The organism is Streptomyces sp. NBC_01260 (genome assembly GCF_036226405.1).
In the GTDB taxonomy this organism is placed as follows: Bacteria; Actinomycetota; Actinomycetes; order Streptomycetales; family Streptomycetaceae; genus Streptomyces; species Streptomyces laculatispora.
Map to the genome: position 1 here is coordinate 4,140,393 of NZ_CP108464.1, position 24,925 is coordinate 4,165,317.

The following is a 24,925-nucleotide window of genomic DNA, read 5'->3' on the forward strand; positions in this document are numbered from 1 at the left end:
TCTCAGGTATCTCGGGTGTCTCAGGCGGCGAGCCGGGACGCGAGGCTCTTGGCCTTCTCCGCGGCGTCGGTGAGCGCCTTGGCGCGGGAGGTCTCGGCGAGCGGGATGAGCTCGGTCATCTCCGGCTTGCTGTGGGCCAGGGTCAGCTCCGGGACGATGAAGTCGACCTCGGCGGCGAACATGGACGTCAGCAGCGTCGCCAGATAGTTCTGGACGAACTCGGCGCCCTCGCGCGGGGTGCCGGCGGCGTAGGAACCGCCGCGACTGGCGACGACCGTGATCGGGGTGCCGGCCACCGGGCTGTCGGGCCCGATGTTGTGCCCGGCGATGATCACGTGGTCGAGCCATGCCTTCAGCGTCGACGGAATCGTGAAGTTGTACATCGGCGCACCGATCAGGACCGCGTCCGCAGCGGCCAGCTCGGCGGCGAGTTCGCCACGCAGCGGGTGCTCGGCGCCGGCGGCGACAGCCGCGGCGTTCAGGTGCGGCAGCGGGTCGGCGGCGAGATCGCGGTAGACGACTTGCCCGTCGGGGTGCTGCTCGCTCCAGGCCCGGACGAATGCGGCGGTGACCTCGCGCGACGCGGAGCCCTGGGGGAATGCGGCGGAGTCGAGGTGCAGCAGTGTGGCCATGGGGGTCTCCACGGGGTGTCGGTGGCGTGGCGGGGTTCGGTGGGGTGGCGGGCCGGTGAGGCGACCCAAGTTTTCGTGCGTACCTATTAATAACATAGGGACTTACGAATCGTAAGTCCCTCACGGCGGCGCAGTACCCTGGGCGTATGGCGGATCACAGCGAGCAGGCGTGCCGGCGGGTCGACGTGAGCATCACTCGCGTCTTCGAGCTGTTCGGCAAGCGCTGGACGGGGCCGATCGTCTCCGTGCTGCTTCAGCAGCCCGTGCACTTCGCCGATCTGCGGCGGGCGATTCCGGGCATCAGCGAGCGCATGCTCTCGGACCGGCTGTCCGAACTGGGGACAGCGGGCCTGGTGGTCCGGGAGGTCGACGAGGGTCCGCCGCTCAGGGTTTCGTACCGCCTGACGCAGGCCGGTGCCGCGATGGAGCCCGCGCTCAAGGAGCTGGGGCGCTGGGCGGAGAAGCATCTGAAGGACGGTGACGGCGGCTGTTGACGGCCGCTGCCGGCCGACGGGCTGCTGTGTACGGGGACCGGCGGAGCGGGCATTGGGGGCAGGTGCTGGAGTTGTCCACAGGCGGTCCGGCCGGTCATCCACCGGTCATCCACAGGGGCAGACGGACGCCGGTGAACGGCGGTAGCGTCGTCGGTAGTTGATGTGGGACCGGGGGGCCGGACGGCGGCTTCGAGCGAGGTCGGGGGAGCTGTGCGCCATGGGTGAGGTCGAAGCGACAGTGCCGGTGCGGCGGGCCGTGACGGACGATCCGCGCATTCCGGTGGTGCCCGGGTTCGCCCGCCGCGCTCACCCGATGGACCGGGGCGGCCCGCAATCACCGAGAGATGCGGGCAAGGCGCTGCGTGAGCGTGTGCCCCGGTCCTCGCACGCCTCGCTGGTCCTGCCTGCGGACCGGCCCGATGCGGTGCGGGCGGCCGAGGAGTCGAACCGGGGCCGGGTGCCCGCGCTCACGCCGATCCGGGTGGGGAGGATGGCTGCCACCCCGTTCGCCTTTCTCCGGGGTTCGGCCGGGCTGATGGCCCACGACCTGGTGGGCACCCCCGTCACCGGGGTGGGCGCCCAGCTCTGCGGGGACGCCCACGCGGCCAACTTCGGGCTGTACGGCGATGCGCGGGGCAGCCTGGTCATCGACCTGAACGACTTCGACGAGACGGTGACCGGCCCCTGGGAGTGGGATCTCAAGCGCCTTGCCACCTCACTGGTGCTCGCAGGCCGCGAGGTGGGCGCGGACGAGGAGACCTGTCGCAGGGGTGCGTACGACACGGTGGGCGCCTACCGGCGGACGATGAGGCTGCTGGCCAAGCTGCCGGCGCTCGACGCCTGGAATGCCATCGCCGACGAGGAACTCGTCTCGCACACGGACGCGCGGGATCTGCTCGGCACGCTGGAGCGGGTCTCGGAGAAGGCCCGCAACAACACCAGCGCCCGCTTCGCCGCGAAGTCCACGGAGGGCTCCGAGGACGGCGGACGCCGATTCATCGACGCACCGCCGGTGCTGCGCCGGGTGCCGGACGAGGAGGCCGCGTCCGTGGCGGCGGGGCTCGGCGACTATCTGTGCACCGTCTCGCAGGACCGGGTCCCGCTGCTCGCCCGGTACGCGATTCACGATGTGGCGTTCCGGGTGGTCGGCACGGGGAGTGTGGGCACCCGGTCGTATGTGGTGCTGCTGCTGGATCACCGGGGTGAGCCACTGGTGCTGCAGGTGAAGGAGGCCAGGCCCTCGGTGCTGGCGCCCCATCTGCCCGCCGTGGGGTTCGACGTGCCGGAGGTGGTGCACGAGGGGCGCCGGGTGGTGCTGGGGCAGAAGCGGATGCAGGTCGTCAGCGACATCCTGCTGGGCTGGGCGACCGTGGACGGGCGGCCCTTCCAGGTAAGGCAGTTCAGGAACCGCAAGGGCAGCGTCGACCCGGCGGCCCTGGCAGCCGACGAGGTCGACGACTACGGCCGGATGACCGGCGCGCTGCTGGCCCGCGCTCACGCGCACAGCGCCGATCCGAGGCTGATCGCGGGCTACTGCGGCAAGAACGACGAGCTGGACGAGGCGATGGCGGCGTTCGCGGTGACCTACGCGGACCGTACTGAGGCGGATCATGCCGAGCTCGAGCGGGCGATCGGCGCGGGCCGGATAGCCGCCGAGCCGGGGGTGTGACGCCCGTTCCGCCGACCGCGCGTCCCCGGGGCACGGGCCGTGGCCATACGCTGGACGGGTGACCCACGAAGCCGCCGGGGTGCCGACCACCCGGAACGACGATGACCGGCAGGACGACGACCGGCAGCACGAGCAGCCCGGCCGCCCGGCCGACGCGCACACGGAGACCGCTCCCGCCGGAGCCCCGGCCGCCGGCGCCGCGGAGCCCGGTACTGGAGAGGCCGGCGCCGCGGAGCCCGGTACCGCGGCGCCCGGCGAGGCCGAGGCCGCCGGAACCGCTGACGGTGCCGGCGGCGGAACTGCCGGGCAGGCGCGGCCCGAGGCGCGGCTCGCGCACGCTGTGCGGGTGGCCGAGCAGGCCCTGATCGAGTTCGAGATCGCGGTGGAGACCTTCCGGGTCGAGGTGGAGAACTTCTCCCGGCTGCACCACCAGCGGCTTGGCCCGATGTACGCGCGTCTCGACGAGCTCGACGCGCAGATCGCGGAGGCACGGGCCGCGAGGACCGGCGATCCCGAGGATCTGCGCAAGGCGCAGGAGGCGCGGGCGATCGTGATGCCCATGCCGGGTATCGACGAGTTGTTCCACGACTGGATGGACTCCGACGGGCTGTCCCCCGAGGCGAGCGCGATGCTGACCGAGCAGCCCGTCCGGCCGCCGAAGCGGGTCCGGCCGACCGAGGAGGCCCGCAAGCTGTACCGCGAGCTTGCGCGCAAGGCCCATCCGGATCTGGCCCAGGACGAGGAGGAGCGGGCCCGCCGGGACGAGTTCATCACCCGCGTCAACGCCGCGTACGGGCGTGGGGACGAGGCACTGCTCAAGGAACTGGCCCAGGAGTGGGCGGCCGGGCCGGCAGTCCCGGAGGCGGAGCTCGGCGAGGCCGACGAGCTCTACGCCCGGCTGAACTGGCTGACCCGGCGCAAGGAACTGCTGACGGTGCTCGCCCAGGAGCTGGAGCAGAGTGCGATCGGCGCCATGCTGCGGATGGCCCCGGACGATCCGGATCACCTGCTCGAGGAGATCGCCGATCAGCTGCTGGGCGAGGTGTCGCAGCGCGAGGCTGAACTGGCAGGTCTGGTGCAGTAGCGTTTCCGGTGACTTCGGAGCGTATTGACGAGAGAAGGCATGACCCATGAATTTCGGCCCGCTTCCCACGGTCGATGTCGCGGCGGTGCCGGCGGACGGCTTCGTGCTGGACGTACGGGAGGACGACGAATGGGCGGCCGGGCACGTCGACGGTGCCCTGCACATTCCGATGAGTGACTTCGTGGGCCGCTTCGGTGAGCTGACCGAGGCCGCCCAGGACGGCCGGCGCGTGCATGTGATGTGCCGGGTCGGCGGCCGGTCCGCCCAGGTCACCCAGTACCTGGTGCAGCAGGGCATCGACGCCGTGAACATCGACGGCGGAATGCTCGCCTGGGACGGTGCCGGGCGCCCGATGGTCACCGACAGCGGGAACCCGGCCTTCGTCGTCTGACCGGGGCTTCTTCGGGCGGGGCCTCCTCGGTCCCTGCCCTCTTTCTTCTGGCCGGGGGCGTTGTCCGGCCCCCGGCCAAGGCGTCTCCTGACCCGGGCCTTGTCCGGGCTCCTCGGCGCCGGTGCGTTCAGTCGAGTTCAGTCGAGGGAGTGCGCGGCCAGCAGGTCGCCCAGTGCCTCCTCGTGGGCCGCGGCCGGGCCGAGGGAGAGCTCGATCTGCTTCGCCCAGGCGTGGAAGCGGTGCAGGGGGTAGTCGGTGTCCGCGCCGAAGCCGCCGTGCAGGTGCTGTGCCGTCTGCACGACCCGGCGGACCCCGTCGGATGCCCAGATCTTCGCCACGGCGACATCGCCCGCAGCGGGCAGCGTGCCACTCCCGCCGGTGGCGATCCGCCAGGCCGCCTGCCAGAGGGTCACCTCCATGGCCCGCAGGTCGATGTATCGGTCCGCGGTCTGTACGGCGACGGACTGGAAGGTCGCCACGGGGAAGCCGAACTGCTCGCGCTTTCCGGTGTACTGGCTCGTCATGGCCAGGACGGCCTCACCCAGGCCCAGCGCGAGTGCGCAGGTTCCGGTGGTGAGCAGCGCGTGCAGCCATTCCCAGGCCCCGGCGGCGTCGATCAGCTCGCGGCGGGCGATCCGTACCGCGTCCAGCCGTACCTCGCCGAACAGTTCACCGCTGGTGGAGACCTGCTCGGCGATGGTGACGCCGTCGTGGCCGCGGCGGATCAGGGCCAGAACGGCCCGGCCGTCCCCGGTGTGGGCGGGCACCGCGATCCAGTCCGCCGCCTGCGCCCACGGCACGGCCGACTGCACACCGTCGAGTACCCAGACAGCTTCGGAGCCGTCGCCGGCGTCCCCGTCGGCCTCGCGCCCGTCGTCGGCCGGGCGGGCCGTGACGGCGAGTTCGGCCGGATCGTGGCCGGTGCGCCCATTGGCTCCGACGGTGAGGACCAGCTCACCGCGGCCGACGCCGGGCAGCAGCTCGGCGGCCAGCTCCTGGTCCCCGTAGCGCTGGAGCGTCATCGCGACCGCGCACGTCTCCAGCAGAGGGACCCGCGCAAGGACCTTCGCGGACTCGCGCAGCACCAGGCAGAGCGCGATCAGGTCGAGGCCGGCTCCGCCGTGCTCGGGCGACAGTGTCAGGCTCAGCAGATCCCCGGCGGCGAGACCGGCCCACAGCGGCCTGTCGATGTCCTCGGCCACCGCACCCGGTACGAGTGCGGGGCTGGGAACCGCGTCGGGCTCGACGCCCGAGAAGACCGCTCGTGCCGCCTCTGCGGCTGCCTGCTGTTCCTCGGTGAAGGTGAAGTCCACTGTCCTGGCCTCCCGCGAACCGCTGCGCCCGTACCCGGACCTGACGGAGCGTCAAGATAGAACAGGTTCTACAAGAAGGGAACAGGTGCGGTGCAGTGCGCGGTGACGGGCGAACTGCGTTGCGGTGGGCGGAACAGTCACCGGTCGAAGTCGAGCTCCACCTCCCCGGTCACCGGATGGGACTGGCAGGCCAGCACATAGCCCGCCCCCGTCTCTTCCGGTTCGAGCGCGAAGTTGCGGTCCATCCGGACCTCGCCGGAGACCAGGAAGGCCCGGCAGGTCCCGCACACGCCCCCCTTGCAGGCGTACGGCGCGTCCGAGCGGCTGCGGAGCACCGTCTCCAGCAGCGATTCGCCGTCCTGCACCGGCCACGTGCCCGAGCGGCCGTCCAGGGTCGCCGTGAGCATGCTGCCGACCGGGGCCTCGATCCGGGGCCGGACTGCCGTGCCGGGCCCGTCGTCGACGTGGAAGATCTCCTGGTGGATACGGGTCCGCTCGACGCCCAGACCGTGCAGCGCGCCCTCGGCTGCCCGGACCAGACCGAGCGGACCGCACAGGTACCAGCCGTCCACCTCGGCCACCGGCAGCAGCGCGGGCAGCAGACCGGTGAGCCGCTCGCGGTCCAGCCGGCCCGAGGGGAGGCCGGCCTGCTGCTCCTCCCGGGAGAGCGCGGTGACCAGCTGGAACCGGTCCGGATAGCGGTCCTTGAGGTCGGCGACCTCGTCCAGGAACATCGTCGACGCAGCGGTCCGGTCGCTGCGGATCAGGCAGAACGAGGCGTCGGGCTCCCGGGCCAGCAGCGTCGCCGCGATGGAGAGCACCGGGGTGATCCCGCTGCCGCCGACGACCGCCGCGAACTGCCCGGCGCGCGGCGTGAGCACGAAGCGGCCCATCGGAGGCATCGCCTCGACCTGATCGCCGACAGCGAGCTCCTTGAGCGCGTACGTGGAGAACGCGCCGCCGTCGACGAGCCGGATGCCCACCCGCAGCGCAGGGTCGGCCGGCTGCTCGGTGGCCGGTGCGCAGATCGAGTACGAGCGGCGGACCTCCTCACCGGCGACGGTGTAGCGGACATTGAGGTGCTGGCCGGGCTTGTGGCGGAACGTCTCGCGCAGTTCCGGCGGCACGGCGAACTCGACGGCCACCGAATCGTCGGTGAGCCGTTCGATCGCGCTGACCCGGAGCGGATGGAACATCTACAACTCCTTGAAGTGATCAAAGGGCTCGCGGCATGTCACACACCTGCGCAGCGCCTTGCAGGCAGTCGACGAGAACCGGCTCAGCAGCTCCGTGTCGGTGGAGCCGCAGTGCGGGCAGCGCACCGACAGGGCGAGCGGCACGGGCCCGGCGGCGGGGGAGGCCGCATCACGCGACCGAGGGGGCGCTATGCCGAACTCCGTGAGCTTGCGCCGGCCTTCCGCGCTGATGTCGTCCGTGGACCAGGCCGGGGCGAGGACGGTGACCACGGAGACCTCGGTCATGCCGTGGTCGAGCAGCACGCGCTCGATGTCCGTGGACATGGTCTCCAACGCGGGGCAGCCGGTGTAGGTGGGGGTGAGCCGGACCTTGACGCGGCCCGGTGCGAGCATCTCCACCCCCCGGAGCACACCCAGCTCCTCAAGGGTCAGCACGGGCAGCTCCGGGTCGGGGACGGAGCCCGCGAGGTGGCGCAGCTCCTCCTCCAGTGCCGTCCAGGTCACCATGACGCCCCCGGGTGGCTGCGGTGCAGATGCTGCATCTCGGCGATCATCCGGCCGAAAGGCTCCGTGTGGATGCCCTGACGGCCCGCTCCGGCCGTCCAGGCGCCGGACTGCGGCCCGGCCGGTACCGTCAGCGTGGCCCGTTCCAGTACGTCGGTGACGGATGCCAGCCAGTCGCTCCGCAGGGCCTTCCAGTCCACCTCCACGCCTTCGACGGGCTGGAACAGTTCACCGGTGAAACGCCACAGCGCGTCCACCGCGCGCTGCATCCGGTCGTGGCTCTCCGCCGTTCCGTCACCGAGGCGCAGCGTCCACTGCTCGGCGTGGTCACGGTGATAGGCGACCTCCTTGACGGCCTTGGCCGCGATCCCGGCGAACTCGCCGTCACCGGCCGCCAGCTGCTCGTACAGTCCGTGCTGGTGGACGGAGAAGTAGAGCTGACGGGCGATGGTGTGGGCGAAGTCGCCGTTCGGCTGCTCGACCAGCTGGACGTTGCGGAAGGCGCGCTCCTCGCGCAGATACGCCAGCTCGTCCTCGTCCCCGGCCAGGGAGAGCAGCAGGCGGGCCTGGCCCAGCAGGTCCAGGGCGATGTTGGCGAGGGCCACTTCCTCCTCCAGTACGGGGGCGTGGCCCGCCCACTCCCCCAGCCGGTGCGAGAGCACCAGCGCGTCGTCGCCGAGGGCGAGGGCCGCGGTCACAGGTGCTTCACCCCGTCCGGGATCTTGTAGAACGTCGGGTGCCGGTAGGGCTTGTCGCCGGCCGGCTCGAAGAACGTGTCCTTCTCGTCCGGCGAGGACGCCGTGATCCGGTTGGACGGCACCACCCAGATGGAGACCCCTTCGGACCGGCGCGTGTACAGATCGCGAGCGTTGCGCAGGGCCATCTCGGCGTCCGGGGCGTGCAGGCTGCCGGCGTGGGTGTGGGAGAGGCCACGCCGCGAGCGCACGAATACCTCCCACAATGGCCAGTCGGTCGAACTGCTCATGCTGTCGCCTCCCCGTTCGGTACAACTGTCTGCTTCTGTGCGTATGCCGCGGCGGCGTCGCGCACCCAGGCGCCTTCCTCGTGCGCCCGGCGGCGCTGTGTGAGGCGCTCCTCGTTGCACGGGCCGTTCCCCTTCAGGACCTCCTGGAACTCCGTCCAGTCGATGGCCCCGAAATCGTGCTGACCGCGCTCCTCGTTCCACCGGAGGTCCGGGTCGGGGAGGGTGAGCCCCAGTACCTCTGCCTGCGGGACGCAGATGTCGACGAAGCGCTGCCGCAGCTCGTCGTTGGAATGCCGCTTGATCTTCCAGGTCATCGACTGGGCGGAGTGCGACGAGGCGTCGTCCGGCGGGCCGAACATCATCAGGGACGGCCACCACCAGCGGTTCACCGCGTCCTGGGCCATCTCGTGCTGTGCGGCCGTGCCGCCGCTGAGGGCCAGCAGCAGTTCGTAGCCCTGCCGCTGGTGGAAGGACTCCTCCTTGCAGACACGGACCATCGCGCGGGCATAGGGGCCGTAGGAGCAGCGGCACAGAGGCACCTGGTTGGTGATCGCGGCGCCGTCCACGAGCCAGCCGATCGCGCCCACGTCCGCCCAGGTCAGGGTGGGGTAATTGAAGATCGACGAATACCGCTGACGGCCCGCGTGGAGCTTGTCGAGCAGCTCCTCGCGGCCGGTGCCGAGGGTCTCGGCGGCGCTGTACAGATAGAGACCGTGTCCCGCCTCGTCCTGCACCTTCGCGATCAGGATCGCCTTGCGGCGCAGCGAGGGCGCTCGCGTGATCCAGTTGGCCTCGGGCTGCATGCCGATGATTTCGGAGTGGGCGTGCTGGGCCATTTGCCTGACCAGCGAGGCGCGGTAGGCGTCAGGCATCCAGTCACGCGGCTCGATGCGCTCGTCGGCCGCCACCGCGGCGTCGAAAGCCGCCGCCAAGGCCCCGTCCGCCCCATCCCTACTGCCCGCTGTCGCCTGCGCTGTCTGGCCCGCAGTCACTGCCGCCATCCCGGACTCCCTACCGACCGATCGTTCGGTTCAATGTCTTCAATGGTGAGTCTGCGGCCCGTAGGGTGTCAACCCTGTGGATAACTGACCGGGATCGACGGGGATCGGGGCGGGATGGATTCGTACGACGACAGGGGCGTCGGCGGTGGGGACGGGCGCTTTGCCGGGCCCGATTCAGGGAGGGTTCCAACGGTTCCTGAACCGCGTGCCGAGCCTGAACCTCGTACCGATCCCGATTCCGATCCGGAGCCTGGTCCGGAGCCCGAGACGGAGCCCGAGCCCCGTGTCGGGTCGGAGTTCCGTACCGGGTCGGAGTTCCGTACCGGGTCGGAGTCCCGTACCGGGATCGCGGCGCTGTCGTTTCCGTACCAGGTCGCCGCCGCTGTGGCGCTGGCGGTGATCGGGCTGATCACCTGCACTCAGCTGGCGATGGTGTTCCTGCATGTCGCCCCCTCCAATACGCTGACCAAGCAGCACGGCAAGGGGGTCGACGAATGGATCTATCCCGAGTTCGAGCAGAACTGGAAGCTCTTCGCCCCCAATCCGCTTCAGCAGAACATCGCCGTGCACGTACGTGCTGAGATAGCCGGTGCCGACGGCCGTCGTACCACCCCCTGGATGAACCTCTCGGGCGAGGACGGCAAGGCGATACGCGGCAATCCGCTGCCCAGCCACGTCCAGCAGAACGAGCTCCGCCGGGGCTGGGACTTCTACCTCGGGTCCCACGACAGCCAGAACCGGGCCAACGGGCTGCGCGGCACCCTCTCCGAGCAGTACATCCGCCGCATAGTCATGCTGCGCCTCGGTGAACACGACTACGGCGGCACCGTCGAACGGATCCAGGTCCGCTCCGAGGTGCGGTCCGTCGCGGCGCCCGCGTGGAGCAACGAGAAGATCAGCACGAAACCGTCCTACCGGGTACTGCCCTGGTGGACCGTCACCGCAGCCGACCTCCCCGAGGGTGCGGCGGACCCGAAGGAGACGGACCAGTGAGCACGCCCGGCCCCGACCGCCGGCTCGCCCGCGGTATCCAGCGCATCACCGCCTCGTCCCTCGGCCGGTACCAGAGCGCCGTCATCCGGATCGGCTTCTCCGCCACGTACCTGCTGTTCCTGCTGCGGGAGCTGCCGCACCGGCACGAGATGTACGGCCCGAACGCCCCGTGGCGCTGGGACATGGCGGAGCAGCTGATATCGAACAACCAGGCCTTCACCACACTCATGTGGTCGGACAGCACCGTCTGGTTCGAGATCGTGTACGCGCTGGCGATCCTCGCCGCGGTGTTGCTGCTGGTGGGCTGGCACACCCGCGCCGTGTCCATCCTGTTCATGGCCGGAGTCCTCTCGCTGCAGAACCGCAGCATCTTCATGGGCGACGGCGGCGACAACGTCCTCCACCTGATGGCGATCTACCTGGTGCTGACCCGGTGCGGGCAGGTCTGGTCGCTGGACGCCCGGCGCGCCGCGCGCGGAGCACAGGCGGTCCGGGCCGCGGACGGGGGCGGGGAGCCGGTAGGTGGCGGGGAGGCCGGCGGGGGACGTCCGGTGCGCGGGGACGTGGCCGGTCCGCTGCTGTGGGTGGCGTTCGGCGCCGTTCTGCTCGGGGCCACGGTGACGGACAGCCTGGGCGGAACCGTCTGGCTGCCGGTGCTGTTCTGGGTTCTGTGGACCGGCCACGGTGCATGGTGGGCCGTGAACCGGTACGCGCCGCACAGCGAGTCGCGCACCCTGCTCGACATCATCGCCAACCTCGCCCACAACGCCACCCTCGTCGTGATCATGGCCGAGGTCTGCCTGATCTACTCCACCGCGGGCTGGTACAAGATCCAGGGTTCGAGGTGGCAGGACGGCACGGCGCTGTACTACCCGCTCAAGCTCCACTACTTCACGCCGTGGCCCGGCCTCTCCGACATCCTCGCCTCAAGCGGGGTGATGGTGATGGTGCTGACGTACGCCACGGTCATCGTGCAGGTCGCGTTCCCGTTCACCCTGTTCAACCGGCGGGTCAAGAACGTCCTGCTCGTCGTGATGATCGGCGAGCACGCCGGTATCGCCCTGCTGCTGGGGCTGCCCTTCTTCTCGATGGCCATGATCGCCGCGGACGCCGTCTTCCTGCCGACCGTCTTCCTGGTGTGGCTGGGGAGCCGGGCGGCGCTCGGGCGCGAGCTGTTGTTCCGGCCGCGCGGCAAGGTCCCGGGGACCCGGGACGGAGCCGAGGACCGGGAGGCACCGCAGCACAGCGGCGGCGGGGGCCATACGCTCGTCGGGTGAGCAGCGAGACCGGGAGCACCGGCAGTACCAGCAGGAATCCGTCGACCGATGAGTCCGCGACGGCCGAGCCGCCCGTGGTGGACGAGCCGGCTCAGTACGACGACGGGTTCGGGGCGGAGATCGGCGTCGGGCCGCACCCGCTGCCCTGGCCCGTGGGCGAGCGCTACGACCCCGAGCTGCTCGCCCACGGCGACCGGCGCAATGTGGGCGACGCGTACCGGTACTGGACCCGGGAGGCGATCGTCGCCGATCTGGATCTGCGGCGGCACGACTTCCACGTGGCGGTGGAGAACTGGGGCCACGACTTCAATATCGGCTCGGTGGTGCGCACCGCGAACGCGTTCCTCGCCAAGGAGATCCACATCGTGGGGCGGCGGCGCTGGAACCGTCGCGGGGCGATGGTCACCGACCGCTACCAGCATGTCCGCCACCACCCCGACACCACGGATCTGACCGCCTGGGCGGAGGCCGAGGGGCTGCCGATCATCGGCATCGACAATCTGCCGGGCGCGGTGCCGCTGGAGCGGACCGAGCTGCCGCGGCGCTGTGTGCTGCTGTTCGGGCAGGAGGGGCCCGGACTGACCGAGGAGGCCCGTAAGCACGCGTCGATGGTGTGCTCGATCGCGCAGTTCGGGTCCACGCGGTCGATCAATGCGGGGGCGGCGGCGGCGATTGCCATGCACGCGTGGGTGCAGCGCCATGCGGACATCCCCGGGGCGGGCGTGTAGGCCCGTACCCGGGGGCTCCGTCTCCGGGCCCCCGGTCCGCCCCGGTCCGCACATGCCGGACGGGGGCGGATGGAGGGCGCCGTCAGCGCTGGCGGCGGACTTCCAGGGTGCGGAAGCGGTTGGATACGAAAGCTCCGTCGCACAGGGCCGCGTTGGCCGCCGGGTTGCCGCCCGAGCCATGGAAGTCGGAGAACGCCGCCGTCTGGTTCACGTACACCCCGCTCGTCAGATTCAGCGAGAGCTGGGCCGACTCGTCCAGGCAGACGTCCACCAGTGTGCCCTCCACCTCGGGCGATGTGGTGTACGCGCCCACCGTCATCGCGCCCTTCTCGCGGATCGTGCGGCGCAGCAGTGCCACGGCGTCCGCCGTCGAGTCGACCGCGACCGCGAACGAGACCGGGCCGAAGCACTCCGACAGGTAGGGGGAGTCGTCGTCGGGCTTCGCGCCGTCCAGCTTGACGATCAGTGGCGTACGGACCACCGCGTCCGGGAAGTCGGGGTTGGCCACTTCCCTTGAGGGCAGGGCGACTTCGCCGAGCTTCGCGGCCGCCTCCAGACGGGCCCGCACCTCCGGGTTGACCAGGGCGCCGAGCAGGGCGTTGGCCCGTGCGTCGTCACCCAGGAGTCCGGCGACCGCTGCGGCGATGTCGACGACCACGTCCTCGTACGTCTTCTCGCCGATGTCCGTCGTGATGCCGTCGCGGGGAATCAGCAGGTTCTGCGGGGTGGTGCACATCTGGCCGCTGTAGAGGGAGAGCGAGAACGCCAGGTTGGAGAGCATGCCGCGGTAGTCGTCGGTGGAGTCGAGGACGATCGTGTTGACCCCGGCCTTCTCCGTATAGACCTGGGCCTGAAGGGCGTTGGCCTCCAGCCAGTCACCGAACGCCGTGGATCCGGTGTAGTCGATGATCCTGATCTCGGGGCGCAGTGCCAGGGACTTGGCGATGCCCTCGCCCGGCCGCTCGGCGGCCAGGGCGACCAGGTTGGGGTCGAAGCCCGCCTCGGTGAGCACCTCGCGCGCCAGCTGAACGGTGAGGGCCAGCGGAAGCACCGCACGGGGGTGCGGTTTGACCAGGACGGGATTGCCGGTGGCGAGCGAGGCGAAGAGGCCCGGATAGCCGTTCCACGTGGGGAAGGTGTTGCAGCCGATCAGCAGGGAGATGCCGCGGCCCGCCGCGGTGAACGTCTTGTGCAGCTCGATCGGGTCGCGCTTGCCCTGGGGCTTGGACCAGTCCGCCGTCCGCGGAGCGCGGATCTGCTCCTCGTACGCGTACGCCACCGCCTCCAGGCCGCGGTCCTGGGCGTGCGGGCCACCGGCCTGGAACGCCATCATGAAGGCCTGTCCGCTGGTGTGCATCACCGCGTGGCCGAACTCATGGGTGCGGGCGCTGATCCGGGCCAGGATCTCCAGACAGACCAGGGCCCTGGTCTCGGGCCCCGCCTCGCGCCAGGCCGGCATCCCCGCGCGCATCGCCGGAATCAGGACATCCGGATCGGCGTGCGGGTACTCGACGCCGAGCTCCGGTCCGTACGGGGAGATCTCCCCGCCCGTCCACCCGTCGGTGCCCGGCTGGCCGAGGTCGACACGCGTGTTCAGCACGGCGTCGAAGGCGGCCTTGCCCTCGGCGGCGCCCAGGCTGCCGGGGGAGCCGCCCTCGCCGTACGCCTTCGGGTGCTCGGGGTGCGGGGACCAGTAGGCACGCGAGCGGATCGCGTCGAGGGCCCGGTCGAGCGTGGGGCGGTGCTTCTCGGTCAGCTGGTGCGGGGAGAGCTCGGCGGCCATGACGGACCAACTCCTCATCGAGCTGGGCAGGGACGGGCGGACAGAGTTAGAGTAACCGAACGATCGGTCGGGACAAGGGGCCCCACGAAACCTGTGGACAACTCGTAGGGGAGGATCGCTGGCATGACCACGGCCAAGCGGGACACGTACACCCCGGAGACCCTGCTCACCGTCGCTGTCCGTGTCTTCAACGAGCGCGGTTACGACGGCACGTCCATGGAGCACCTCTCGAAGGCGGCGGGGATCTCCAAGTCGTCCATCTACCACCATGTGGCCGGCAAGGAAGAACTGCTGCGGCGAGCGGTCAGCCGGGCGCTGGACGGGCTCTTCGGAATCCTCGACGAGTCGGGTGCGACGCGCGGTCGCGCGATCGGGCGGGTCGAGTACGTCACCCGTCGTACCGTCGAGGTGTTGATAGCCGAACTGCCCTACGTCACGCTGCTGCTGCGGGTGCGGGGCAACACGAAGACCGAGCGCTGGGCGCTGGAGCGGCGGCGCGAGTTCGACCAGCGGGTGGGCGATCTGCTCAAGGCCGCGGTCGCGGACGGCGACCTCCGTTCCGACGTGGACATACGCCTGGCGACCCGGCTGCTTTTCGGCATGGTCAACTCCCTGGTGGAGTGGTACCGGCCGTTGCCGGACGGCGGCGCGGAACGGGACCAGCTCGCGGACACCGTCGTACAGCTGGCCTTCGACGGCATGAAGTCCAGCCGCTGAGCCGCTGAGCCGCGCTGGGCCCACGGCCCGTCCTGTCTCGCCTCAGGTGAGCTCCGTGGGGCGGTCGGGGCCCGGGGCCAGGTCCGTCTCCTCGAACACCAGCAGGGTGCGGGTGGAGAGCACCTCCGGGATGGACTGGATCCTGGTCAGCACCAGCTCGCGCAGTGACCGGTTGTCCCGTGTGTGCACCAGCAGCAGGACATCGAAATCGCCGCTGACCAGCGCGATGTGCGTGGCTCCCGGCAGCGCCTGGAGCTGCTCCCGAACGGTGCGCCAGGAATTCTGGACGATCTTGAGCGTGATGTAGGCGGAGGCCCCCTGCCCCGCCCGTTCATGGTTCACCCGCGCGCTGAAGCCCCGGATCACCCCGTCGTCGATGAGCCGGTTGATCCGGGCGTAGGCGTTGGCGCGCGACACATGGACGCGATCGGCCACCGACCGTATCGAGGCGCGGCCGTCCGTCTGGAGCAACCGGAGGATGGCGCGGTCGATGGAGTCGAGCGGGCGTGCCGGAGGAATCCGGCCGGGGTCCTCGCCCCCGTCAGCCATTTGTTCAGCTGCCATGTTCCCGCGCCTCCCTGTCCTGGACGAGCTGTCCCCATCCCAGGCTGTGGAGAACCGTTTGTCCACAGGCTGACGGCGCCTGTAGCCAAAATGCGCTCGCGACCGAACAATCGGTAGGTGAGGCGCACCACATGCGTGCCTCACGCAGTCATTGATATTTCGACATATTTCGACACCCCTCGATGTCGGGGCACCCCCGACGTCGACAGTTGCCGCTCGATACCCCTCGATGCCAGGAGGTGCTTGTCATGACGGTCCAAGAGCTGCCCGGCGCGGCCGCCTACCGGCCCACGCCGCCGCCGGCGTGGAAGCCGCTCACCGACCCGGCGCCGCTGCTCCCGGACCCCGAGCCGTACCGTGTGCTCGGTACGGACGCCGCGGCCGACGCAGACCCGGAACTGCTGCTGCGGCTCTACGCCGAGCTGGTGCGCGGCCGGCGCTACAACACCCAGGCGACCGCCCTCACCAAGCAGGGCCGGCTCGCCGTCTATCCGTCGAGCACGGGGCAGGAGGCCTGCGAGATCGCGGCCGCCCTGGTGCTGGAGGAGCGGGACTGGCTCTTCCCCAGCTACCGCGACACGCTCGCGGCCGTGGCGCGGGGGCTGGATCCGGTCGAGGCGCTGACCCTGCTGCGGGGCGACCGGCACACCGGCTACGACCCGCGCGAGCACCGCATCGCCCCGCTCTGCACCCCCCTCGCCACCCAGCTGCCCCATGCCGTGGGCCTGGCGCACGCGGCGCGGCTCAAGGGGGATGACGTGGTCGCGCTCGCCATGGTCGGCGACGGCGGCACCAGCGAGGGCGATTTCCACGAGGCGCTCAATTTCGCGGCCGTCTGGAAGGCCCCGGTCGTTTTCCTCGTGCAGAACAACGGCTTCGCCATCTCCGTACCGCTGGCCAAGCAGACCGCGGCACCCTCCCTGGCGCACAAGGCCGTGGGGTACGGGATGCCGGGCCGGCTGGTCGACGGCAACGACGCGGCGGCGGTGCACCAGGTCCTCTCCGAGGCGGTCGAGCGGGCCAGGAGCGGCGGCGGCCCGACGCTCGTGGAGGCCATCACCTACCGCATGGACGCGCATACGAACGCCGATGACGCGACCCGCTACCGCGGCGACAGCGAGGTCGAGGCGTGGCGGGCCCACGATCCGGTCCAGCTCATGGAGCGGGAGCTGACCGGGCGCGGGCTGCTCGGAGCCGACGGCATCGAGGAGGCACGCACGGCCGCCGAGCGGATGGCGGCCGGACTGCGCGAGCGGATGAACGCGGATCCGGTGCTCGACCCGATGGATCTCTTCACCCATGTGTACGCGGAGCAGACCACCCAGCTGCGTGAGCAGGCGGCCCGCCTGCGCGTCGAGCTGGACGCGGAGAACGAGCAGCACGGCACGGACGACGGGGGAGCAGGGCGATGACCACCGCAGCGGCCACGGCCGGAGAGCGGACGGCGAAGGCCAAACCCGCCACCATGGCGCAGGCCCTCGGGCGTGCGCTGCGCGACTCGATGGCGCAGGACCCCTCCGTGCACGTCCTCGGGGAGGACGTCGGGACGCTCGGCGGTGTCTTCCGGATCACCGACGGCCTGGCGAAGGAGTTCGGCGAGGACCGTTGCACGGACACCCCGCTGGCCGAGGCCGGCATCCTCGGGGCGGCCGTCGGCATGGCGATGTACGGGCTGCGGCCCGTCGTCGAGATGCAGTTCGACGCCTTCGCCTATCCGGCGTTCGAGCAGCTCATCAGCCATGTCGCCAAGATGCGGAACCGGACCGCGGGCGCCATGCCGCTGCCGATCACGGTCCGGGTGCCGTACGGCGGCGGAATCGGCGGCGTCGAGCACCACAGCGACTCCTCGGAGGCGTACTACATGGCGACTCCTGGTCTCCATGTCGTCACGCCCGCCACCGTCGATGACGCCTACGGGCTGCTGAGGGCCTCGATCGCCTCCGACGATCCGGTGGTCTTCCTGGAGCCCAAGCGGCTCTACTGGTCGAAGGCGGCCTGGTCGCCGCACGCGCCCGCCCCCGTGGAGCCCATCGGGCGGGCCGTCGTGCGCCGGCCCGGACGCAGCGCGACCCTGATCACGTACGGGCCTTCCCTGCCCGTCTGCATGGAGGCCGCGCAGGCCGCGGTCGAGGAGGGCTGGGACCTCGAAGTCGTCGATCTGCGCTCGCTGGTGCCGTTCGACGACGAGACGGTGGCCGCCTCCGTGCGGCGCACCGGCCGTGCGGTCGTCGTCCATGAGTCCACCGGCTTCGGCGGTCCGGGCGGCGAGATCGCGGCCCGGATCACCGAGCGCTGCTTCCACCATCTGGAGGCGCCGGTGCTGCGCGTCGCCGGTTTCGACATCCCGTATCCGCCGCCGATGCAGGAGCGACACCACCTGCCGGGCGTGGACCGGGTGCTCGACGCCGTCGCGCGACTGCAGTGGGAGGCGGAGCACTGATGCCGCAGGTACTCGAATTCAAGCTTCCGGATCTCGGTGAGGGACTGACAGAGGCCGAGATCGTGCGCTGGCTGGTGGAGGTCGGCGATGTCGTCGCCATCGATCAGCCGGTCGTCGAGGTCGAGACGGCCAAGGCGATGGTGGAGGTGCCGTGCCCGTACGGGGGCGTGGTGACCGCGCGGTTCGGCGAGGAGGGTACGGAACTGCCGGTCGGGGCACCGTTGCTGACGGTCGCGGTCGGATCCGTGGAGCCGTCGGGGAGTACGGCGGAATCCGGGTCCGGTACGGGGGCCGCCGGGGCGGAACCGTCCGGGTCCGGCAATGTGCTGGTGGGGTACGGAACCGGCGCACCGCCGGTGCGCCGCAAGCGGGTACGGCCGGAGGGACTCTCGGCGCCCGCCGCCGCCGCCGCCACTTCTGCTGCTCAGCCTGTTCCGGTTGCTTCCGTTGCTCCGGTGCCCGCTGCGGTCGTGGCTTCCGCCGTCGTTCCGGACGGGGCACAGGGGCCGGTCGCCGTCGTCTCCCCGCTGGTGCGCAAGCTCGCGCGGCAGCACGACCTCGATCTGCGCCAGCTCTCGGGCTCAGGGCCCGACGGGCTGATCCTGCGGGCCGACGTGGAGTCCGCCATCCGGTCGGTCACCGCGACCCCGCAGGAGGCCGCGGTGACGGACCAGGCATCGGCACGTCCAGGCGGCGAACGGGTTCCGCTGCGCGGGGTACGGGGCGCGGTCGCCGACAAGCTGGCGCGCAGCCGGCGCGAGATCCCCGACGCCACCTGCTGGGTGGACGCGGATGCCACCGAGCTGATGGCGGCCAGGGCGGCGATGAACGCCGCCGGTGGTCCCGGTGCCGGGCCCAAGGTGTCGGTGCTCGCCCTGCTCGCCCGTATCTGCACAGCCGCCCTGGCCCGGTACCCCGAACTCAACTCCACGGTGGACCAGGAAGCACGGGAGATCGTGCGGCTGTCCGGTGTCCACCTCGGGTTCGCGGCCCAGACCGAGCGGGGGCTGGTCGTCCCGGTCGTACGGGATGCGCAGGCGCGCAGCACGGAGTCGATCGGGGCCGAGATCACCCGGCTCACGGAGGCCGCCAGGACGGGAACGCTGAAGCCGGCTGAGCTGACCGGTGGCACGTTCACGCTCAACAACTACGGGGTGTTCGGGGTGGACGGCTCGACCCCGATCATCAACCACCCCGAGGCGGCGATGCTCGGTGTCGGCCGTATCGTCCCCAAGCCGTGGGTGCACGAGGGCGAGCTGGCCGTGCGGCGGGTCGTCCAGCTCTCGCTGACCTTCGACCACCGGGTCTGCGACGGCGGCACGGCGGGAGGTTTCCTGCGCTACGTGGCCGACTGCGTGGAACAGCCGGCGGTGCTCCTGCGGGCGCTGTAGGCACCGCCGCCGGTATTCCCGCTTCTTCCGGTTCTCCCTGTTCCGTTCCGCGTTCCGTTCCGCGTTCCGTTCCGCGTTCCGTTCCGCGTTGATCCACGGGAGCGCGGACGGGGAGGACCCACCGGGCCGGACGGCCCGCATACTCGGGGCATGACCGCGTATGACGCCATCGTTCTCGCCGGAGGTGCCGCGAAGCGGCTCGGCGGTGCCGACAAGCCGGGGCTCCGGATCGGTGGCCGTGCGCTGCTCGACCGGGTGCTCGCGGCCTGTGGCGACGCCGGGACCACGGTGGTGGTGGGGGGCAGACGGCCCACGGTGCGCCCCGTGACGTGGGCGCGCGAAGAGCCGCAGGGCGGCGGTCCGTTGGCCGCACTCGGTGCCGGGGTGCGGCACACGGCGGCGGAGCGCCTTCTGGTGCTCTCCGCCGATCTGCCGTTTCTGGGGGCGGACACGGTCGGGTCCCTGCTGGCAGCCGTCGGCCGGGACGGCCTGGAAGGCGCTGTCTGCACCGATCAGGACGGCCGTGACCAGCCGCTGGTGGCCGTCTACCGGGCGGAACCGTTGCGCCGCGAACTGGCACTGCTCGCCGCGGAGCACGGTGGACTCGCCGGACTGCCCCTGCGGTTGCTGACGCACGAGCTGCGGCTCTCCCGGGTGGCTGCGGACCCGCTCGCCTCGTTCGACTGCGACACCTGGGAGGACATCGCTTCGGCCCGGGCCCGGATCAGAGAACATGGGACGGTGCTGGACGAATGGATCACCGCAGTCAAGAACGAACTGGCCATCGAAATCGACGTCGACACCGCCGTCCTGCTCGACCTCGCCCGTGACGCCGCCCACGGTGTCGCCAGGCCCGCCGCGCCCCTGACGACCTTCCTGGTCGGGTACGCGGCGGCGAAGGCGAGCAGCGACGGGGGCGGGCCCGAGGCAGTGGCCGAGGCCGCCCGTAAGGCCGCCGCGCTCGCTCTCCGCTGGGCGGACGAGACCGAGACGCCATGACGGGTCGCAGTGGCAGTACCGGGCGGCCCCCGGCTGCCGTGCAGAACCCGGCCGAGAGGAAGGGCCCGGCCGGGGCGAAGGACCTGGCCGACGCGGAGGGCGCCGCCGAGTCCGTTGAGTCCTTGGATTCCGTCGACTCCGCTGACGCCGAAGCGCGACGCGCGGCGAAGGCCGAGGCCGAGGCCGACGAGGAGCGGGCCGTCGCGCAGGCTCTTGCGCTGGTCGGCCGACAGCCGTACCGCGGCCCGGGTACTGGACCTGAACCTGTTAACGGCCCCGGCCCCGACCGGTCGCCGGACCCGACGTCGCCATCGGACCCGCCGCAGCCCGACCCCAGGGGCCCCGGAGACCCTGCCAGTCCCACCGGCTCCACCGGCTCCCCCGGCTCCACCGGCTCCCCCGGCTACACCGGCTCCCCGCGAAACGCCGACCGTGCCTCCGGCCGTGCCGCCGACCGGGCCTCCGAGGGCGGACGCCGCCCCGCCGCGCAGGCCCGGCGGCGTACCCACGCCACCGCGTGGGGCGAGGCGCGTGCCGTCGCGGCCCGCGCCGGGCGCGGGGTTCCTCCCCGCACCGGACGTCTCCCCCTCGACCACGCGCTCGGACACGTGCTGGCCGAGCCGCTCGCCGCCCTCACCGATCTCCCGTCCTTCGACACCTCCGCCATGGACGGCTGGGCCGTCGCGGGCCCGGGCCCGTGGCACATCCGGGAGAACGAGGGCGTCCTCGCGGGCCACGCCGCCCCCGCCCCGCTCCCCGACGGTGACGCCGTGCGCATCGCCACCGGAGCCCGTATCCCGGCGGACGCCACCGCCGTCATCCGGAGCGAACACGCTCAGGCCGACGGTGCGAAGGGACTGTTGTACGCGCAGCGACAGGTGAATCCCGGGCAGGACATCAGGCCGCGCGGACAGGAGTGCCGCTTTGGAGAGCAACTCCTCCCCGCCGGAACGCTGGTGACGCCCGCCGTTCTCGGGCTGGCCGCTGCCGCCGGGTACGACGAACTGCTCACCCGCCCCCGGCCGCGCGTCGATGTCCTGGTCCTGGGCGACGAACTGCTGACGGCCGGGCTGCCGCACGACGGGCTGATCCGTGACGCACTCGGCCCGATGATCGGCCCCTGGCTGCGCGCGCTGGGTGCCGAGGTCTCCGCGCCCCGCCGCCTCGGAGACGACGCGGAAGCCCTCCGCAAGGCGCTCGTCGCCTCCGACGCGGATCTGGTCATCACCACCGGCGGCACTGCTGCGGGACCGGTCGACCATGTGCACCCCGTGCTCGCCGATCTGGGGGCCGAGCTGCTCGTCGACGGTGTCGCCGTCCGCCCCGGCCACCCCATGCTGCTGGCCCGGCTCCGTGCCGGAGGGCCGTATCTTGTCGGGCTGCCCGGTAACCCCCTGGCCGCCGTGTCCGGGCTGCTCACGCTTGCCGAGCCACTGCTCAGCGGGCTGGCGGGCCGGACTTCGCAGGACCTCTACCGCGTCGCGGTCCGTGACGAGGTGCACGGCCACCCGCACGACACCCGGCTGGTCCCCGTGATCCATCGCACGGAAGGCGCCCGCGAGTTCACCCACCGCGCCGGAACCGGAACCGGAACCGGAACCAGAACCGGAGCCCGCGCCGGAACCGGAACCGGCGCCGGAATCGATCACGTCGTACCCCTGCATTACAACGGTCCAGCCATGCTGCGCGGGATCGCTGCCGCGGACGGGCTGGCCGTCGTGGAGCCGGGCGGGGTACGGTCCGGCACCGAGGTGGAGATCCTCGATCTACCGTGGGCCCCGGCGACGCCGTGGGCTGAAGGGTGTTTCACGTGAAACTTCCCGGCCATGACGCGATGGCCAGGCGCGCCGATGAGCATGTCGTACCCACCCGGGTGATGCTCCCGCGCCGGGTCGTCGACGGACCGGCGCGACAGGTCGCCAAGCGGCTGATGATGGCCCTGATGGTGCTGGCCGCCACGGTGCTCATCGTCTGGGCCGACCGCGGCGGCTACCATGACGCGGCCGACGACAAGGTCGACCTCCTGGACGCGGTCTACTACGCGACGGTCACCCTCTCGACCACCGGGTACGGCGATATCACCCCGTACAGCGACGGCGCCCGGCTCACCAATGTGGTGCTCGTGACACCGCTGCGCGTGCTCTTCCTCATCATCCTGGTCGGCACCACCCTTGAGGTCCTCACGGAGCGGACCCGCGAGGACTTCCGGCTGAAGCGTTGGAGAACCAACTTGCGTGACCACACCGTTGTCGTCGGCTTCGGCACGAAGGGCCGTTCGGCCATCCAGACCCTCTGCGCCACCGGCCTGAAGAAAGATCAGATCGTCATCGTCGACCCGGCGTCCAAGGTGATAGAGATCGCCAACGCCGAGGGGTACACCGGAGTGCTCGGTGATGCGACGCGCAGTGATGTGCTGCTGCGGGCCGAGCTGCAGAAGGCGCGTCAGATCATCATCGCCACCCAACGCGACGACACGGCGGTACTGGTCGCGCTGACCGCGCGCCAGCTCAACCGCAGTGCGAAGATCGTCGCCGCGGTGCGCGAGGAGGAGAACGCCCCGCTGCTGCGGCAGTCCGGTGCCGATGCCGTGATCACCAGTGCCAGCGCGGCCGGCCGGCTGCTCGGCCTCTCCGTGCTCAGCCCCAGCGCGGGCACGGTGATGGAGGACCTGATCCAGCAGGGCAGCGGGCTCGATCTGGTCGAACGGCCGGTGATAAAGGCCGAGGTGGGCAAGAACGTCCGGGAGACCGACGATCTCGTGGTCAGCGTTCTGCGCGGTCACCGGCTGCTCGGTTACGACGATCCGGTGGCCAGCCCGCTCCAGCTGACGGACCGGCTGATCACCATCGTGCGGGTCACGAACGAACCGCCCATCAACCACACCCCGCCGACGGCCCCGCGCCCCTGACCCGAGCCCGGCCGGCCGTCCCGCAGACCCGTCCGGCCGCGCCTCGCGGCGGCCGTCGGCACCGCACGGAGTAGCCTCGCGGCCATGCATGCGATCACGATCCCCGAACCCGGTGGCCCCGAGGCGCTCGTGTGGGCCGAGGTGCCCGATCCCGTACCCGGTGAGGGCGAGGTCCTCGTCGATGTCGTCTCCAGCGCGGTCAACCGCGCGGATGTGCTCCAGCGGCAGGGGTTCTACAACCCGCCGCCCGGCGCCTCCCCCTACCCGGGGCTGGAGTGCGCGGGCCGGATCTCCGCCATCGGTCCCGGCGTCACCGGCTGGTCGGTCGGCGACGAGGTGTGTGCGCTGCTGGCCGGCGGCGGTTACGCGGAGAAGGTCGCCGTCCCCGCCGGGCAGCTGCTCCCCGTACCGGCCGGACTCGACCTCGTCCTCGCCGCGGCGCTGCCCGAAGTGACCGCGACCGTCTGGTCCAACGTGTTCATGGTGGCCCATCTGCGCCCCACCGAGACACTGCTGGTGCACGGCGGGTCCAGCGGCATCGGCACGATGGCGATCCAGCTCGCCAAGGCGGTCGGCGCCCGGGTCGCGGTGACCGCGGGCGGGCCCGGGAAGCTGGCGCGCTGCGCCGAGCTCGGTGCCGACATCCTGATCGACTACCGGGAACAGGACTTCGTCGAGGAGCTCGGCAAGGCGACGGACGGCGCGGGCGCCGACGTCATCCTCGACATCATCGGTGCGAAGTACCTGGACCGGAACGTGCAGGCGCTCGCCGTCAACGGCCGGCTCGCGATCATCGGTCTCCAGGGCGGTGCCAAGGGCGAACTCAACCTGGGCGCCCTGCTGAGCAAGCGGGCCGCCGTCACCGCGACCTCGCTGCGCGGGCGTCCGCTCGCTGAGAAGTCCGCGATCGTCGCGGCCGTACGCGAGCACGTCTGGCCGCTCATCGCCGACGGCGTCGTGCGGCCGGTGGTGGACCGTACGCTGCCGATGCGGGACGCGGCCGAAGCGCACCGGGTGGTGGAGTCCAGCACGCACATCGGCAAGGTGCTGCTCCGGTCGCCCGCAGCGGCCTGAGCCGAGCACGGCCCACTTCCTGAATCACCGGCCGACTCCATGTCACCCCTACCCGAAGGGCCCGGCACACGAAGATCGTGTGCCGGGCCCTTCGGGTATGACTGATCGGTGCGGGTGCGGGTGCGGGTTACAGGTACGGGCCTGAGCGGATCGCCCCGTGCGGGTCGCCGCTGCCTTCCTCCTCCTCGTGGCCACTGCCCGGGGGCAGGGCGCGGCGCATCTGCTCCAGTTGTGCGCGGGCCGCCATCTGCTGGGCGAACAGCGCCGTCTGGATGCCGTGGAAGAGACCCTCCAGCCAGCCCACCAACTGGGCCTGCGCGATCCGGAGTTCCGCCTCGGAGGGTACCGACTCCTCGTTGAACGGCAGCGAGAGCCGCTCCAGCTCCTCCACCAGCTCCGGCGCGAGGCCGTCCTCCAGCTCCTTGACCGAGCTGGCGTGGATCTCCTTGAGGCGTACGCGGCTCGCCTCGTCGAGGGGCGCCGCCCTGACCTCCTCCAGGAGCTGCTTGATCATGCTGCCGATGCGCATGACCTTCGCGGGCTGCTCGACCATCTCCGTCACCGGGATCTCGCGCGACTCGTCGTCAGTGCCACCGCCGCCGATCGCCATTCCGTCCTGTCCCACCACGAGGACTTGGGGGTGCTCCTGCGACCGTTCATTCCTCGGCATCTCCATGTCGTCCATTGTCTCGTACACCTGCCGTACAACACTGTGGTGCCCCCGGAAACGTGTGATCCACCTTTTCCGAGGGCACCGGAACAACTCCGAAGCAGCCGGTCAG

At 71.1% G+C, this 24,925-nt stretch carries 25 protein-coding genes; 15 read left to right on the top strand and 10 right to left on the bottom strand.

The window, feature by feature from the left end; translation table 11 throughout:
• Positions 1-20 precede the first annotated feature (20 nt).
• Complete coding sequence (locus OG322_RS18435; RefSeq protein ID WP_329306693.1) at positions 21-632, bottom strand: FMN-dependent NADH-azoreductase; 612 nt, start codon at positions 630-632, stop codon at positions 21-23.
• Positions 633-778: 146 nt separating this feature from the next.
• Between OG322_RS18435 and OG322_RS18440 the strand changes: the two genes are divergently transcribed.
• The 4 genes from OG322_RS18440 to OG322_RS18455 all read left to right on the top strand — a co-directional run bounded on the left by OG322_RS18440 (position 779) and on the right by OG322_RS18455 (position 4,270).
• On the top strand, positions 779-1,126 hold the full coding sequence (locus OG322_RS18440) for a winged helix-turn-helix transcriptional regulator (protein ID WP_123460408.1): 348 nt from the start codon (positions 779-781) through the stop codon (positions 1,124-1,126).
• A gap of 217 nt (positions 1,127-1,343) precedes the next feature.
• Complete coding sequence (locus OG322_RS18445) at positions 1,344-2,795, top strand: DUF2252 domain-containing protein (RefSeq protein WP_123460407.1); 1,452 nt, start codon at positions 1,344-1,346, stop codon at positions 2,793-2,795.
• Between the two features lie 58 nt (positions 2,796-2,853).
• Positions 2,854-3,879 (top strand): J domain-containing protein, encoded by a 1,026-nt coding sequence (locus OG322_RS18450; RefSeq protein WP_329306694.1) that lies wholly within the window; start codon positions 2,854-2,856, stop codon positions 3,877-3,879.
• A 46-nt stretch (positions 3,880-3,925) separates the two neighbouring features.
• A complete protein-coding gene (locus OG322_RS18455; protein ID WP_123460406.1) occupies positions 3,926-4,270 on the top strand; it encodes a rhodanese-like domain-containing protein in 345 nt (114 codons plus the stop codon).
• A 137-nt stretch (positions 4,271-4,407) separates the two neighbouring features.
• Here OG322_RS18455 and OG322_RS18460 read toward each other — a convergent pair whose 3' ends face one another.
• The 6 genes from OG322_RS18460 to paaA all read right to left on the bottom strand — a co-directional run bounded on the left by OG322_RS18460 (position 4,408) and on the right by paaA (position 9,269).
• Positions 4,408-5,583: an acyl-CoA dehydrogenase family protein gene (locus tag OG322_RS18460; RefSeq protein ID WP_124284515.1), complete on the bottom strand. Its 1,176-nt coding sequence runs from the start codon at positions 5,581-5,583 to the stop codon at positions 4,408-4,410.
• Between the two features lie 137 nt (positions 5,584-5,720).
• Positions 5,721-6,779, bottom strand: coding sequence for a 2Fe-2S iron-sulfur cluster-binding protein (locus OG322_RS18465; protein WP_123460404.1), 1,059 nt, complete (start codon positions 6,777-6,779; stop codon positions 5,721-5,723).
• Positions 6,780-7,286, bottom strand: a complete 507-nt coding sequence (paaD, locus tag OG322_RS18470; protein ID WP_123460403.1) for a 1,2-phenylacetyl-CoA epoxidase subunit PaaD — start codon at positions 7,284-7,286, stop codon at positions 6,780-6,782. It lies immediately after the preceding gene.
• Complete coding sequence (paaC, locus tag OG322_RS18475; protein WP_123460402.1) at positions 7,280-7,981, bottom strand: 1,2-phenylacetyl-CoA epoxidase subunit PaaC; 702 nt, start codon at positions 7,979-7,981, stop codon at positions 7,280-7,282. The genes paaD and paaC overlap by 7 nt, the downstream gene beginning before the upstream one ends.
• Positions 7,978-8,268, bottom strand: coding sequence for a 1,2-phenylacetyl-CoA epoxidase subunit PaaB (gene paaB / locus OG322_RS18480; protein WP_123460401.1), 291 nt, complete (start codon positions 8,266-8,268; stop codon positions 7,978-7,980). Before paaB ends, paaC begins: the two co-directional genes overlap by 4 nt.
• Positions 8,265-9,269 (bottom strand): 1,2-phenylacetyl-CoA epoxidase subunit PaaA, encoded by a 1,005-nt coding sequence (gene paaA / locus OG322_RS18485; protein ID WP_123460400.1) that lies wholly within the window; start codon positions 9,267-9,269, stop codon positions 8,265-8,267. The genes paaB and paaA overlap by 4 nt, the downstream gene beginning before the upstream one ends.
• Positions 9,270-9,383: 114 nt before the next feature.
• Between paaA and OG322_RS18490 the strand changes: the two genes are divergently transcribed.
• Genes OG322_RS18490 through OG322_RS18500 form a run of 3 tightly spaced genes read left to right on the top strand, consistent with a single transcriptional unit; the run spans position 9,384 to position 12,267 of the window.
• A complete protein-coding gene (locus OG322_RS18490) occupies positions 9,384-10,262 on the top strand; it encodes a DUF5819 family protein (protein WP_329306695.1) in 879 nt (292 codons plus the stop codon).
• Complete coding sequence (locus OG322_RS18495; RefSeq protein ID WP_124284511.1) at positions 10,259-11,539, top strand: HTTM domain-containing protein; 1,281 nt, start codon at positions 10,259-10,261, stop codon at positions 11,537-11,539. The genes OG322_RS18490 and OG322_RS18495 overlap by 4 nt, the downstream gene beginning before the upstream one ends.
• Positions 11,536-12,267, top strand: a complete 732-nt coding sequence (locus tag OG322_RS18500; RefSeq protein WP_123460397.1) for a TrmH family RNA methyltransferase — start codon at positions 11,536-11,538, stop codon at positions 12,265-12,267. Before OG322_RS18495 ends, OG322_RS18500 begins: the two co-directional genes overlap by 4 nt.
• Before the next feature lie 82 nt (positions 12,268-12,349).
• On the opposite strand, the gene paaN is transcribed toward OG322_RS18500, so the two are convergent.
• Positions 12,350-14,050: a phenylacetic acid degradation protein PaaN gene (gene paaN / locus OG322_RS18505; protein WP_329306696.1), complete on the bottom strand. Its 1,701-nt coding sequence runs from the start codon at positions 14,048-14,050 to the stop codon at positions 12,350-12,352.
• Positions 14,051-14,173: 123 nt separating this feature from the next.
• On the opposite strand from paaN, the gene OG322_RS18510 reads away from it, so the two are divergent.
• Positions 14,174-14,767, top strand: coding sequence for a TetR/AcrR family transcriptional regulator (locus OG322_RS18510; RefSeq protein ID WP_123460395.1), 594 nt, complete (start codon positions 14,174-14,176; stop codon positions 14,765-14,767).
• A gap of 42 nt (positions 14,768-14,809) precedes the next feature.
• Here OG322_RS18510 and OG322_RS18515 read toward each other — a convergent pair whose 3' ends face one another.
• A complete protein-coding gene (locus OG322_RS18515; protein ID WP_123460394.1) occupies positions 14,810-15,316 on the bottom strand; it encodes an Lrp/AsnC family transcriptional regulator in 507 nt (168 codons plus the stop codon).
• A 263-nt stretch (positions 15,317-15,579) separates the two neighbouring features.
• Here OG322_RS18515 and pdhA point away from each other — a divergent pair, with 263 nt between their 5' ends.
• From pdhA to OG322_RS18550, 7 genes are all read left to right on the top strand, one after another.
• Entirely contained in the window at positions 15,580-16,743 is a 1,164-nt protein-coding gene (pdhA, locus tag OG322_RS18520; protein ID WP_123460393.1) for a pyruvate dehydrogenase (acetyl-transferring) E1 component subunit alpha, read from the top strand.
• Positions 16,740-17,771 (top strand): alpha-ketoacid dehydrogenase subunit beta, encoded by a 1,032-nt coding sequence (locus tag OG322_RS18525; RefSeq protein WP_329306697.1) that lies wholly within the window; start codon positions 16,740-16,742, stop codon positions 17,769-17,771. The genes pdhA and OG322_RS18525 overlap by 4 nt, the downstream gene beginning before the upstream one ends.
• Entirely contained in the window at positions 17,771-19,162 is a 1,392-nt protein-coding gene (locus tag OG322_RS18530) for a dihydrolipoamide acetyltransferase family protein (RefSeq protein ID WP_329306698.1), read from the top strand. Before OG322_RS18525 ends, OG322_RS18530 begins: the two co-directional genes overlap by 1 nt.
• Positions 19,163-19,312: 150 nt before the next feature.
• Positions 19,313-20,161: an NTP transferase domain-containing protein gene (locus tag OG322_RS18535; protein ID WP_123460390.1), complete on the top strand. Its 849-nt coding sequence runs from the start codon at positions 19,313-19,315 to the stop codon at positions 20,159-20,161.
• Positions 20,158-21,975: a molybdopterin molybdotransferase MoeA gene (locus tag OG322_RS18540; RefSeq protein ID WP_329306699.1), complete on the top strand. Its 1,818-nt coding sequence runs from the start codon at positions 20,158-20,160 to the stop codon at positions 21,973-21,975. The genes OG322_RS18535 and OG322_RS18540 overlap by 4 nt, the downstream gene beginning before the upstream one ends.
• A gap of 20 nt (positions 21,976-21,995) precedes the next feature.
• Positions 21,996-23,069 carry a potassium channel family protein gene (locus tag OG322_RS18545; RefSeq protein WP_242644757.1) on the top strand — a complete coding sequence of 358 codons (1,074 nt, stop codon included), beginning with the start codon at positions 21,996-21,998 and terminating at the stop codon, positions 23,067-23,069.
• Between the two features lie 84 nt (positions 23,070-23,153).
• Positions 23,154-24,143: an NAD(P)H-quinone oxidoreductase gene (locus tag OG322_RS18550; RefSeq protein WP_124284508.1), complete on the top strand. Its 990-nt coding sequence runs from the start codon at positions 23,154-23,156 to the stop codon at positions 24,141-24,143.
• A gap of 127 nt (positions 24,144-24,270) precedes the next feature.
• On the opposite strand, the gene OG322_RS18555 is transcribed toward OG322_RS18550, so the two are convergent.
• Positions 24,271-24,819, bottom strand: a complete 549-nt coding sequence (locus OG322_RS18555; protein ID WP_123462169.1) for a bacterial proteasome activator family protein — start codon at positions 24,817-24,819, stop codon at positions 24,271-24,273.
• Positions 24,820-24,925: the final 106 nt, after the last annotated feature.